Source organism: Carnobacterium divergens DSM 20623, from assembly GCF_000744255.1.
GTDB classification, from domain to species: domain Bacteria; phylum Bacillota; class Bacilli; order Lactobacillales; family Carnobacteriaceae; genus Carnobacterium; species Carnobacterium divergens.
Genome location: NZ_JQLO01000001.1, coordinates 540,357 through 554,169, shown reverse-complemented (window position 1 = coordinate 554,169; position 13,813 = coordinate 540,357). Strand labels below are relative to the sequence as shown.

At 35.9% G+C, this 13,813-nt stretch carries 11 protein-coding genes; all 11 read right to left on the bottom strand.

Annotated features, from left to right (window positions below; genetic code table 11):
- Positions 1–201: 201 nt before the first annotated feature.
- Positions 202–1,296, bottom strand: a complete 1,095-nt coding sequence (gene recA, locus BR52_RS02760) for a recombinase RecA (protein ID WP_034568925.1) — start codon at positions 1,294–1,296, stop codon at positions 202–204.
- 181 nt (positions 1,297–1,477) lie between these two features.
- Entirely contained in the window at positions 1,478–2,740 is a 1,263-nt protein-coding gene (locus BR52_RS02755) for a competence/damage-inducible protein A (RefSeq protein WP_034568922.1), read from the bottom strand.
- 143 nt (positions 2,741–2,883) lie between these two features.
- Positions 2,884–3,462, bottom strand: a complete 579-nt coding sequence (gene pgsA / locus BR52_RS02750; RefSeq protein ID WP_034568920.1) for a CDP-diacylglycerol--glycerol-3-phosphate 3-phosphatidyltransferase — start codon at positions 3,460–3,462, stop codon at positions 2,884–2,886.
- Positions 3,463–3,568: 106 nt separating this feature from the next.
- Positions 3,569–5,638, bottom strand: a complete 2,070-nt coding sequence (locus BR52_RS02745; RefSeq protein ID WP_034568918.1) for a Na+/H+ antiporter — start codon at positions 5,636–5,638, stop codon at positions 3,569–3,571.
- Positions 5,639–5,721: 83 nt separating this feature from the next.
- Positions 5,722–6,591, bottom strand: coding sequence for a helix-turn-helix domain-containing protein (locus BR52_RS02740; RefSeq protein WP_034568916.1), 870 nt, complete (start codon positions 6,589–6,591; stop codon positions 5,722–5,724).
- A gap of 98 nt (positions 6,592–6,689) precedes the next feature.
- A complete protein-coding gene (ymfI, locus tag BR52_RS02735; RefSeq protein WP_034568914.1) occupies positions 6,690–7,415 on the bottom strand; it encodes an elongation factor P 5-aminopentanone reductase in 726 nt (241 codons plus the stop codon).
- Positions 7,412–8,713 carry an EF-P 5-aminopentanol modification-associated protein YfmH gene (gene yfmH, locus BR52_RS02730; RefSeq protein WP_034568912.1) on the bottom strand — a complete coding sequence of 434 codons (1,302 nt, stop codon included), beginning with the start codon at positions 8,711–8,713 and terminating at the stop codon, positions 7,412–7,414. The genes ymfI and yfmH overlap by 4 nt, the downstream gene beginning before the upstream one ends.
- Positions 8,713–9,975 carry an EF-P 5-aminopentanol modification-associated protein YfmF gene (yfmF, locus tag BR52_RS02725; RefSeq protein ID WP_034568910.1) on the bottom strand — a complete coding sequence of 421 codons (1,263 nt, stop codon included), beginning with the start codon at positions 9,973–9,975 and terminating at the stop codon, positions 8,713–8,715. Before yfmF ends, yfmH begins: the two co-directional genes overlap by 1 nt.
- Before the next feature lie 144 nt (positions 9,976–10,119).
- On the bottom strand, positions 10,120–11,079 hold the full coding sequence (locus BR52_RS02720) for an ABC transporter permease (protein ID WP_034568908.1): 960 nt from the start codon (positions 11,077–11,079) through the stop codon (positions 10,120–10,122).
- A gap of 1 nt (position 11,080) precedes the next feature.
- Positions 11,081–12,148 carry an ABC transporter permease gene (locus BR52_RS02715; protein ID WP_034568906.1) on the bottom strand — a complete coding sequence of 356 codons (1,068 nt, stop codon included), beginning with the start codon at positions 12,146–12,148 and terminating at the stop codon, positions 11,081–11,083.
- Positions 12,138–13,700 (bottom strand): ABC transporter ATP-binding protein, encoded by a 1,563-nt coding sequence (locus BR52_RS02710; RefSeq protein ID WP_034573430.1) that lies wholly within the window; start codon positions 13,698–13,700, stop codon positions 12,138–12,140. The genes BR52_RS02715 and BR52_RS02710 overlap by 11 nt, the downstream gene beginning before the upstream one ends.
- Positions 13,701–13,813 lie beyond the last annotated feature (113 nt).

The following is a 13,813-nucleotide window of genomic DNA, read 5'->3' as shown; positions in this document are numbered from 1 at the left end:
GTCAACTTAAATAGTGTGATTTGTTGAACCTTTTTATAAATATCAGATATCTATCAAATTAAATAATTATAGTTATCGTTATTAATTGAATTTATGTGTCTGTGTTTTATGTTATTTTGATAAACTAACATTGATAGCGTTCTCTTTTTATTTGAAAAAAAAGAAGTCTCATTGCTTTCGCAATTGACCTCTTTCAATTAATTATTTTTCAATTTCAGGTAAATCTAACACGATCTCACTTTTTTCAGAAGTTTGCTTTTTAGATTCTTTTGCATTTTTCTTTTCAGAAGCTTTTTCTTCCACTTCTTCACCAATTCCATATGCTGCACGAACTTTTTTCTCAATTTCTTCTCTTAAGTCAGGATTGTCTTTAAAATATTTCTTCGCATTCTCACGACCTTGACCAATTCGCTCGCCTTCATATGAATACCAAGCACCACTTTTATCAACAATGTCTTTTTCTGAACCCATATCTAATAGCTCACCAACTTGAGAAATTCCTTCGCCATACATAATATCAACTTCAGCTACTTTAAAAGGAGGAGCTACTTTATTTTTTACTACTTTAATTTTTGTTCTATTTCCAACAACATCCGTACCATTTTTAATTTGTTCTGCACGGCGCACTTCCAAACGAACCGTTGCGTAGAATTTCAAAGCACGTCCACCTGGTGTGATTTCTGGATTTCCAAACATTACACCAACTTTTTCACGAATTTGATTGATAAACAATGCAATTGTTTTAGTTTTATTAATTGACCCAGATAATTTACGTAAAGCTTGAGACATTAAACGCGCTTGTAAACCAACATGGCTAGCTCCCATTTCGCCTTCAATCTCAGCACGAGGAACTAAGGCTGCTACTGAATCAATTACCACGATATCAACGGCACCACTTGAGACTAAAGCGTCTGCAATCTCTAACCCTTGCTCACCTGTATCGGGTTGAGATAATAGTAATTCATCAATATTAACTCCTAAATTTTGTGCATATTGCGGATCTAATGCATGTTCAGCATCGATAAAGGCTGCGATTCCACCTTGTTTTTGAACTTCGGCAACGGCGTGTAAAGCAACCGTTGTTTTACCTGAACTTTCAGGTCCATAAACTTCAACAATACGTCCTTTTGGAAACCCACCTACTCCTAAAGCTACATCTAATGCTAATGAACCACTAGGAATTGTTGAGATTTGAGTATCAACTTTTTCACCCAGCTTCATTACAGAACCTTTACCAAAACTTTTTTCAATTTTTTTCAATGCTGCGTCCAATGCTTGTTTACGATCATCTGCCATTAAAATTCCTCCTCAATCTATCTTCAAAAAATTATTTACTAGTTCATTATCAGTTATTTTACGGTTACAAGATATATAATAATAGTTCTTGCTAAAAAAAGCAAGAGAAAATCGAACAAACATTCGGTTAAAAGAGATTTATTTTTACGTAGCTATTAAAAATCCATAGATACCAATGATTTCAACTTTCTATTTCTATTGGTAAAGAGAGCACTACTCTTCGAATGAAATCAAATCCTGCTAAAATTGCTTGTTCTCGATTACCATTTCGATCTCTGGCAAAATGATGGCAAATTGCAATTGTAGGTTGGTTCTCTTGTGCCAACGCAATCCAAACTGTTCCTACTGGTTGATTTTCAAGCATAGCTGGTCCTGCAACGCCAGTAAATGACAAAGCCATTTTAGTTTTCATTAATTTTTGTACACCTTCTGCCATTTCAATCGCACATTCTTTACTAACCGCACCTTTTTCATTTAATGTCTTTGCTGAAACACCTAATAACTGTTCTTTGATTTCATTTTGATAAGCAACGAAGCCACCATTAAAGATATCAGAAGCACCTGGAATACTTGCCAACATACTTTGAAATCCACCACCTGTTAAACTTTCAGCAGCAGTTATCGTAATTGTACGCTCTTTTAGCAAATCAACCACTACTTCAGCTAACCGAGTCGTGTCGCCATAGCCATAAAAATACTCGCCTACCCGCAGTTGAATCTTTTCTTCTAAGTTATCCAATAACAGTTTACAACAGGACTGAGAGTCTCCATTAGCGGTAATTCTAAGCGTCACTTCGTAATCTCCTGCATAAGGCGCTAATGTTGGGTTGGTTTGTTCTTCAATTAAGTCATCTAATACCGTAACCAAGCGTGATTCGCCAATGCCATAGAATCGCAACACCCTAGAAACCATAAGGGATTCAGTTGGATTTTCTTTTTGTAGAAGTGGCTTAGCTTCATTTAAAAACATCGGTTTCAATTCGTTGGGTGGACCGGGTAACAGCAAGTAATTCACGGTATCTTTTTTTAAGAACATACCCGCTGCTAACCCAGTTTTATTGGCTAATACGGTTGACCCTTCAATGACCAGTGCTTGTAAACGATTGTTTTCCGTCATTGGACGGTTACTTGCTTGATGAAATACGTTGATTTTTTCAAGTGCATTCTGATCGATTACCAATTTTTTCTTTAGATGAGCGGCTACTGTCTGTTTTGTCATATCATCTTTTGTAGGTCCTAGGCCACCTGTCAAAATAATCAAATCACTTCTTTTTTCAGCTTGCTCTAAAACAGCTTCAAGCCGCTTGGCATTATCTCCAACCACCACATGATGGTAAACATTTATTCCTAATGCTGCTAATTCTTGTGATAAGAAAGCTGCATTTGTATTAACGATTTGTCCCAATAGTAGTTCGGTACCTACTGCAATAATTTCAGCTTTCATCTCCACCGCTCCTCTTATTCAATACTATCTGCATTCTATTGATTTTTCATTTTTTTATTAAATTCAGTTGCTTCTCTTACTTATTTTAGCACAATTCTAAAAAAAAAGAGAAGCTTAGCAAATCGCTAGCTCCTCTTTCAATCTTACATAGATCCTTTAAAAACATCTTTATTTTTAATGAAGTAGTCAACGCCTGAATAGATTGTAAAGAACAAACAGACATACAACATAATCGATGCAAATGGGAAACCCATTCCTTCAAATGGAAAATTATTTAAGAATAATAAAATAATTGCCACCATTTGTGTTGCGGTTTTGATTTTTCCCGGCATGGCAGCAGCCATCACTTCACCGTCTCCAACTAACAATAAACGTAAACCCGTTACTGCTAATTCACGACAAATGATAATTGCAACGACCCAAGAAGGAACGATGCCTTGACCAACTAGTACGATAAAAGCTGTTACAACAAGCATTTTATCTGCTAATGGATCAGCAAATTTCCCGAAGTTTGTAACTAAACCTCTTGCACGGGCAATTTTTCCATCTAACCAATCTGTCATACTTGCTAAAGCAAAAATAATAGCACCAACCAATTGAGTTACTTCAATCGATGAACCTAGTACTGATACTTCTCCCCAATTTAACGGTGCTAAAACAATCACCATAAAAATAGGAATCATAAAAATACGAAGAACGGTTAACTTATTTGGTAAATTCAATAGTATTTCCTCCACTCTTAACTGATAATTCTGAAATGAATCTCTTTAATCATAATCAACTCACTGCGATTCGTCAATGAAATTCTATTCTATCTCTATTGGTATTTCACTCAGTTCCAAGAGCCAATTCACTCAGCTCATCGTATCCGATTTGTTCACCTATTTGGTTAGCAACTGGATAGTCAATCATTTTTTCATCCATCATTCTTTGAACGATTTCTCGTTGGATTTGCAATGCTAGTCGTGCATAGTAATTTGATTCTTCAACTTCCTCTAGATCATCTTGGCTTTGTTTCATAAAGCGATTATAACGCTGAATGACTCGTAGCGTTTCTTTTCTGTTAGCAGTATTCATTTGATTTTGCAGAGCTTGAATTGTTGCTTCCGCACTGATTTTTTGCGCCAATTTAAATTCGTCCATAATAAGCTGATTATTCTTAAATCGTGAATTAAAATGTTCTTTAATTTCCTTTTCTTCCATATGATTTAACCGGTTTCTCAGCAGACTAAATTTCAATCGGAAAAAGATTTTTTTAATAAAATTCTTTTCCTCAAACTGTTTAGAAGCCGCACTAAAGGCAGCGAATAATTCATGGGTTTGTTTGGAAATGACATTATTTTTATATAAATCATCAATTGTTTTGGATTGAATTGTATTCGCATAATTCAATAATTGTTTGACTTGCTTTTTATCCATTTCACGAAGCGAAACCTCTTCAGTGTCTGCTAATTTGCGAGTTAATTCTACAATTGTTTGATTGATATAATATTGATTTGACGTTGTTCGCTTTGCTTCTAATTGTTGGCTTGTTTGTTTTAAAAGTAGCGCATATGCTGTTTTAAAATCTAAGAAATTCGTGCTTACTTCTGGTAATTCTTCTTTTGGTAAAATAAGTGGCAAGAAAATCGTAGCACTGACTATACTAATTAGAATAATCATTGCTGTAATAAATAGCAATTCATTGCGTAACGGAAAGGCTTGTCCATTTGTTAAAACCAACGGAATTGAAAGAGCCGTTGCTAACGAAATTGTTCCATGAACGCCTGCTAAAGTTGTGATTAACGCATATTTTCCTCGGCTGATTTGATCTACTTGTTTCTTTTCAGCACCCAATACAAAAGATTTGAAATAATCTTCAAATTTCATCGCATTAGGTTCGACAAAATGTTCATGCAGTAAATAGACCCAAATAAAACGAACGGCCATTAGAAATAGTGAAATGATTAATGCTAAACCTAGTAACTCTTCCACTAAAAAATTTTCCTTACTCCAGATTTTAGCCACAACTGAAGGCAATGTAGCGCCTAACAATAAAAATACCAAACTATTCAGAAAATAGACTACGGTTCCCCAAACATTATTAGAAACCATCTGGATTTTAGTTGTGGTTGCTTGCAGGTGGTCATGCTCTACGCCATGAACGACTCCGGCAGCTACCATTGCTAATACACCTGAAAATTCAAGACGCTCTGCAGCAATAAAAATAGTAAACGGTGTAATTAATTGAATTAACACCAATAACTCGGTTTGCTCCAATCTCATTTTTCGTAATTGAAGACGTAATTTAACAAATAGAAAACCGACAATCCCCCCGAAAATGATTCCCCCAAAAGCAGCAATTAGAAATTCAAAGCTAGCTTCTTTCACTGAAAAATAACCTGTCATTACTACGCCTAAAGCAACTTTAAAGGACACCAAACCAGCAGCATCATTAATCAAAGACTCGCCTTCTAAAACAGCCATAATATTATCTGGCAATTTAATATTTTTTACAATTGATTTCAACGCTACTGTATCCGTTGGTGAAACAATTGCCGATAACGCAAATGAAACAGGTAGCGGCAAGTCAGGTATTAGCCAATGAATCAAAAAGCCTCCTGCCACTACTAAGAGTAAAACTAACCCAAAAGCTAAAAGTAAAATGGGTCCTCTTAGCTTCCATAATTCTTTACGTGAAATGTTTTGTCCCTCATAAAAAACTAGCGGCGCAATAATACCAATCATAAATAATTCAGGTTCAAAATGAATCGTGGTCTGTTCAATTGGTACAATAGCTAATAGCAAGCCAATCATAATTTGAATAAGTGCTAATGGGATTTGAGGAATGTATTTGCTGACAATCGCAGATAGTAAAACTCCAGCAACCATCAAAATAAATAAAACTAAGCTGTCCATCAAACTCCTCCTTTTATTTTTATTCTCAAAAAAAATAATAGCGCCATCTATTAGATAGATGACACTATTATCGAACTACTCTATTATGAAGCGGGAGTTAGTTGTAATTGAATATTTTGTGTCACTGAATTGGCTGCTTCTGGAGCGTAAGGAATATCCGTTCCATTCAACGTAATTTTCGTTGCTTTTGCATTTCCAACTACGATTGTGACTGCAGTTGTACCTGCTGGAATTGGAACTTCTAAGTTTTCACCACTTTGCATGGTTTTTTGATCAACTTGAACGCCAGCAATTGTAACACCGACCCAGCTTGCCCCACCTTGTGCTGTAAGAACTAATGAACCAGGTTCCGTCATATTTTTAACAGTGTACGTTGTATTGCTTCCTGTTGAAGAAGCAATCGCTACCTCTTGTTTTGGTTTTTCTGGTTCTTTTGAGGATTCTGCTTCAGAACTACTTTCTTTTTTACTACTGCTTGGTTCTTCAGCTGAACTAGTAATTGAAACACTTTCTGAATCTTTTGAAATCATTGGTTCTTTTTCTTTGTTGCCACTCTTCGTTGCAGCAAACCAAATAGCTCCAGTAATCGCTAAAACAATTGCGACAATAATAATCGTTGGTAAAATCGCTTGAATTTTTTCCAACCAGATATTTGCAACATGGTTTTCTGAACGGGTTTGACTAGTCGAAACTTTCTCAACATATTCTTCATCATGTGTTTGTGGAACATCTTCCGTATACTCTTCTAGCAATTGATCCCCATTTAAACCCACGGTATCAGCATATTGCTTAATAAAAGCGCGAGCATAGAATTTTCCAGGCATCACATCAAAGTTTCCCTCTTCAATCGCAATCAAATAACGCTTTTGAATTTTAGTCATTTGTTGTAAATCGTCAAGCGTATACCCTTTTGCTTTTCTAGCTTCTTGCAATTTCACGCCAATTTCATTCATTATATTTCCACCTACCAGATCTCTTTTTTAGAGAACTAAAATTCTCATATCTTACATATTATAACATAAATAATGGAGTCAGAATATTAATTTTTTCTTTACTTTAACCAACCACCACTGATTGTTAATGCTTGTCCTGTCATGTAACTGCTCTCTTCTTTTAAAAGTTGTTTTACCCAAAAACTAATGTCATTTGGCTGTCCTAAACGACCAACTGGAATTTCTTGAACCAATTCTGTCACTTCTGTTTCACTAAACTCGCTATTCATTTTCGTTTGAATTGCACCTGGAGCTATGGCGTTGACTGTGATGCCAAGACTTGCAACTTCCTTACTGTAGGCTTTTACAAATGCTAATTGAGCCCCTTTTAGCGTGGAATACAAGACTTCCATTGCACTTCCAACTTCGCCATAAACCGAGCTGATAAAAATAATTCTACCTAATGTCGATTTCGCTAGTTTAGGTTGCAATTTTTGCAATAGAAGGAGTGGTGTTTTAAGATGAACTTGCCACATTTTTTCCATTTCTATCGCTGATACTTCTGTCAGTAACTGATAACTTGTAAAGCCACTTGAAAAAATAACTGCATCTACTTGAAAAAGAGCCTCTAAAAAAGTGGCAACTCCTTTTTCATCCGTCATATCTAAGGTTAATTTAAAGAAATCTTGTTTTGGAAATTGATTTTGATAACTCTCTAATTGCTCATCTAAGCTAAGTTGATTTTTAAAGCCATGTAAATAAAGGGACCATCCGTCAGATGCTAAATCTGCTGCAATGGCTTTGCCGATATCTCCACTAGCCCCCATTACCAATGCAAATTTCATGACTCTTTTGCCTCTTTTGGCAAAATATGAAAGACACTCATTCTTTCTGGTACCATAAATTGCGTTGCCAACTCTTTTACTTGAGAAAGTGTGATGCTTTCAATGACTGGGACTAAATCAAATAAGCTCGCTTCTCCATATGATTCTTGACTGTATTGGTTCGCAATATATTCAATTGAATTTAAAGATTGTAAGCTTTTGCCTACCATTCTTTTTTTAATCATCGTCAAATTTTCTGATGTTAACTCTGGGCTATGAGGGGCTGTTTCTAGAATCTTTTTAACTGCATCGCTTAAAGCCGATGGATCTTTTGCATCGCCACCAATATCAACAAAATGGAAAGTACGATCGAGGTTAAATTCATAAGAAAAACTGTCGTCAACAATCCCTGCGTCATATAACTGCAAGTAATTAGTTGAAGTTGGTCCAAATAACAAAGTTAATAGCAAGTTCATTGTAGTTTTTAAAACTAACGCTTCTCTTCCTGTTGGAGCTGGCTCGATTCCTTTAACACCAACAATACTTTTTGCACGATTAACAGGCATTTCAATTGAATCGAATGCTTTGATATCACTCACTTTTTCAGTAGGGAAAAAGCGTTGGATTTCTTGTTTTGGTGCAAACTCTTTTTTAGCTTGATTTTGACGAATCCAGTCCATCATCTCGGCTGGGTCCATTTTACCAACTACTAATAAATTCATATTGCTAGGGTGATAAAAAGTATGGTAGCTCTCATACAAATCTTCTGCTGTAATTTCCATGATGCTCTCTACTGTTCCTGCAATGTCAATATGGATTGGATGATGCGGATACATATTGCCTACGATTCCAAAAAATAAGCGCCAATCTGGTTCATCATCATACATTTGAATTTCTTGCGCGATAATGCCTTTTTCCTTATCGACAGTCTCTTTTGTGAAATACGGTTCTTGAACAAAGTCGAGAAGCGTCGCCACATTTTCTAAAACGTAATTGGTACTTGAAAAAAGATAACTTGTTCTAGTAAAACTGGTAAATGCATTTGCAGAAGCTCCATATTTACCAAAGACATGAAAAATATCTCCCTCTTCTTTTTCAAACATTTTATGCTCTAAGAAATGAGCAATCCCATCCGGTACTGTTACTTTTTCAGATTTTCCTAATGGAATAAAACTGTTGTCGATTGACCCATAATTAGTTGTAAATAAACTATAGGTTTTATGAAAATCATTTTTAGGTAATAGCGTTACTTTCAATCCATTATCTAAGGTTTCGGTGTAAAGTGTTTCATCTAATTGTGCATAATGTTTTTTTTCCATTACTTATTTTCCTCCCCTGTTAAGAAGAATGTTGCTTTTAAATAAACCTGATTGGCAATTTTAATGATCTCTTCTTTTGTGACTTCATTAATTTTTTGCTCAAACTCTGCGGTTGTTAACGTCGATCCAACTAATTGTTGAGTATACATTTTTTCCATAACCGCTCCTGGATTGTCTTCCGATTGTAAAACTTGGTTTTTTAGCATTTCTTTGGTTTGATCGATTGCTTCATCTGAAAAATTCCCATTTTGCATTTCAATTAATTGCAATTGAATGATTTCTCTCACCTGTTCAACTTTTGTGCTGTCGATTCCCGTTTGAACAGTCATCATGCCTCTAAAGGTATCTAGAGTACTAGAAGCATAATAAGCCAAACTTTCCTTTTCACGGACATTCATAAATAATTTAGAGTGAGGAAATCCGCCAAATAACCCATTAAAAATCTGGGCTGCAAAATAGTTCTTATCCTGATAAAAGACATTCGTTTCATAGGCTAAATTAAACTTAGCTTGCGTTACTTCTTGTTGCTCAATTTCTTCAATTAATTTGTTGTGCGTAGTAGCTGTGTAAAAAATGGACTCCCTTGGTACTTGACGTGCTTTAAACGGGAACGCTCGGAATGCTTCTGTCATTTCGCTTTCCTCAACATCTCCTAAGACATAAATATCAACACAATCTTCTGCTAATAATTCTTGATAATACTCATATAAAGAAGCGGCCGTAATGTCGTTTAAATCTTCTAAAGTTCCAATACTTGGTGTTTTTTGGTTTTCATCTTCAAAATACAAACGTTGTAAAGATAAACTTGCATACGCTTGTTTGTCATCAAAAATCGACTCGTAATAATCGGCTAAATTTTCTTTTTCACGATTAAAGGTTTCCTCATCAAATTTTCCATCTGTTACATTCGGATGAAACAAAATTTCTTTTAGGAAATCAATGCCATCTTGTAAGACATTCTCATTAGCAGAAAGATATTTTTCATTTACAACAGTCATTCCTACCGTTAACATATGCATGGTGCCTTTTTTAGTTACAGATAAGCCAAAACTTGCACCGTAAAGATTCGCCAATTCACTTCTTAACTTGGTTTGGGAATTGTATTTTTTACTATTGGTTTCAAGTAAACTTGATAATAGAGCTCGTTTAGTAATATTTTTTTTATCTAAAGGCGTTCTAAATTTTAAAACGATGCGGATCGTCTTGTATTTTTTAGTAGGTAAAACATGAATATTCACGCCTTCTTGTAATTGAATCGACATTCTTTATTTCCTCCTCATTGGAACTGAACTTCATCTATCTATGATAAGTGAATTGCAGCAAGAATACAATCATAATGCCACCATTCAAAGAAAATCTTAACATGAAAAAAACACTCTAAACAATTGCTTAGAGTGTTTTTGCTTTTATTTCGATTTAATGTATGTTTCACCATCTGCTGCTGGAGCTTCTGATTTCCCAATCACACCTACTAAAACAATAATCGTTAGGATGTAAGGTGCTGTTTGAAGTACCACAGGTGGAACATCCTTGATTAATGGAATGTAACTTCCAATTACGCTTAAGCTTTGCGCAAATCCAAAGAATATTGCTGCTCCCATGGCTCCAAGTGGATTCCATTTTCCGAAAATCATCGCTGCTAGCGCGATAAATCCTTGTCCTGCAATCGTTGAATGAGAGAAGTTTAGTGAAATAGATTGAGCAGCGATGGCTCCACCAATTCCGCCTAATAAACCAGAAATCATCACACCTGCATAGCGCATCACGTAAACATTAATTCCTAATGTATCTGCTGCTTGAGGATGCTCCCCAACAGAACGTAAACGTAAACCAAATCTTGTCTTGTAAAGTAAAATCCACGATAAAATTGCTACAATAATCGCTACAAATGCCATTGCTGAGGTATTTGTAAAGAAAATTTTCCCAATCACTGGAATGTCTTTCAATAGTGGAATACTGCTTTTACCAAAGTTAAATTGAATAATATCCGTTTGACCACGTCCATCAAATAAGACACGTGTTAAAAAGACAGCCAACGCAGGGGCTAACATGTTGATAACCGTACCTGAAACAATATGATTCGCTCTTAAATTAACGGTTGCAACTGCATGAATTAGTGAAAAAAGAATACCAATTCCGCCACCAACAAGTAACCCAAGCCACGGCGTTGCATCGCCAAATTGTTCTGCAAATGAAAGGTTAAACACGATTGATGAAAAAGCCCCCATCACCATGATTCCTTCTAGTCCAACGTTAACGATTCCGCCACGTTCTGAAAAAGTACCACCTAAGGCTGTAAATATAAGTGGAGCTGCATAAATTAATGCTGATGAAACAACGATTGATAATGTTGAAACGATATCCATCTTAATTCACCCCTCCTTTATTTACTTTAACCACTCGGTTCATAATGTAACGAATTAAATAATTTGCTCCAACAAAGAAAATAATTGAGGCAATCACAATGTCTACTACCTCTGATGGGACATCACTTGAAAGCGGCATACTCACGCCACCAATTTTAAGTCCACCAAACAATAGTCCTGAAACAAGAATTCCAAACGGATTTCCAGCTCCTAGTAAGGCAACTGCCATTCCATCAAAACCAATACTTGGCATACTTCCCATCACAAATAGATTTTCAAAGTTTCCAAGACCTTCCATCGTGCCACCTAAACCAGCTAGCCCGCCTGAAATGACCATTGCTAAAATAATATTGCGTTTTGTACTCATACCAGCGTATTCAGAAGCGTATGGATTTAATCCAACTGAACGTAATTCATAACCTAAAGTGGTTTTATGCATCATGATCCAAACGACCACACACATCAAGATCGCAATCAATAAGCCGTAATGTAACGTTGAGTTTTCTGTAATCGATGCTAAAAACTCTGAGCGTAAACTAGCATTTTCTGAAATTCTTGGTGTCGCATCATCTGCTTTTGTTAACACATTTCGAACCATATGATTTGAGATATACAAAGCGGTATAGTTTAACATAATCGTTACAATAACTTCACTTGTATTAAAGTAAGCTCGTAACACACCAGCAATTCCTGCCCAAACCGCGCCACATAAAGCTCCCACAATTAAACAGAATGGAATCAAAATCATTTTTGGCAAATCAGGAAACATCAATGCGATGGTAACTGATCCTACCCAGCCAAATAGTGCTTGACCAGCAACCCCAATATTAAAGAAGCCAGCTGTATTTGCAACCGCAAAACCTAGAGCCGTTAAAATTAATGGTGTGGCTTGTCTTAATGTTTCCCCTACATAAAAGGGACTTCCAATCGCACCATCAATCAATGAACTATATCCTAATAGGGGATCATAGCCAAAAGCCAACATAATGATGGCTCCTAGAATCAACCCTAGCACTACTGAAAGCACTGGAACTAAAAAATTCTTAAGACGTTCGCTTCTATGATTCAAAATGATTCTCCTCTCCAACAGATCTTTCATTATTTTCAGCGGCTAAAGCAGCTTGAGCTTTTTCTAATGACGAACCCGCCATCAGTAATCCCAACTCTTCTCTAGTTGTTGTTTCAGGGTCAACAATAGCTACGATGTTCCCCTCATACATAACCGCAATGCGATCTGACACATTTAAAATTTCATCAAGTTCAAAACTCATTAATAAAACAGCTTTCTTTTTGTCACGTTGTTCAATTAAACGTTTGTGGATGTATTCAATCGCTCCAACGTCAAGTCCACGCGTTGGTTGGGCAGCAATTAATAGTGAAGGATTACGCTCTAACTCACGAGCAATAATCGCTTTTTGTTGATTCCCACCTGATAACGCACTTGCTGGTACAAATTCATTTGGAGTTCGGACATCAAACTCTTCAATCAATTTTGTAGCATATTGATTGATTGCACGATGATTTAAAAAACCATGATTGCTAAGAGGTTTTTGGTAATAGGTTTGTAAAGCAATATTTTCCTCTAGGCTCATTGGTAAAATCAAGCCATATTTATGGCGATCTTCTGGAATATGACCTAAACCCGTCTCTGTAATTTTTCGAGGAGGTAAATTTTGAACAGCTTTACCTTCAAGGGTGATACTTCCTGATTCTACTTTAGTTAATCCTGTGATTGCTTGAATCAGTTCACTTTGACCATTGCCATCAATTCCGGCAATCCCAACGACTTCTCCTGCACGAACGTCTAAGCTTAAGCCTTTAACTGCCTCTAAGCCTCGAGATTCTTTAACAACTAAATCTTTTATTTCTAAAACCACTTCTTGTGGTGCCGCTTTTATTTTCTTTGTTTTAAATGAAACAGAGCGTCCAACCATCATATCCGCTAGTTCTTGTTGGCTTGTTTTTTTCACGTCAACAGTATCGATACTTTGACCACGACGAATGACCGTACAACGATCAGCCACTTGTTTAATTTCATCTAATTTATGAGTAATCAAGATAATTGATTTTCCTTCTTTAACTAATTCACGCATGATATCAATTAATTCATCAATCTCTTGTGGAGTCAAAACTGCAGTCGGCTCATCAAAAATTAAAATATCTGCTCCTCGGTAAAGCGTTTTAATAATTTCGACTCTTTGTTCCATTCCCACTGAAATATCTTCTACAACAGCTGTAGGATCAACAGATAAACCGTACTTTCCAGATAATTCATTAATCATTTTTTTAGCAGCCAATTTGTCTAAAAATCCTAAACGATTGGGCTCACTACCTAAAATAATATTTTCGGTTACCGTAAATTTTTTCACTAACATAAAGTGTTGGTGAACCATTCCAATTCCCAATTTATTCGCGACACTAGGGGAACTGATTTTAACAGCTTCACCATTGATTTTAATTTCACCAGATGTTGGTTCTAATAAACCTGATAGAATATTCATCAGTGTTGACTTTCCTGCACCATTTTCACCAAGTAGTGCATGAATCTCACCTTTTTTCAGTTTAAGGTTGATATTATCGTTTGCTTTGAACTCTCCAAACTGTTTTGTAATACCAGACATCTCAATTACATAATCTGTCCCTGTCAAGGTTGGTTCACTCCTTTTTTATGTTTGTTGTTTTTCTCGTATAGTATACTTTATTTAAAAAGAAACCGCTACCTAAAATTCTTTTT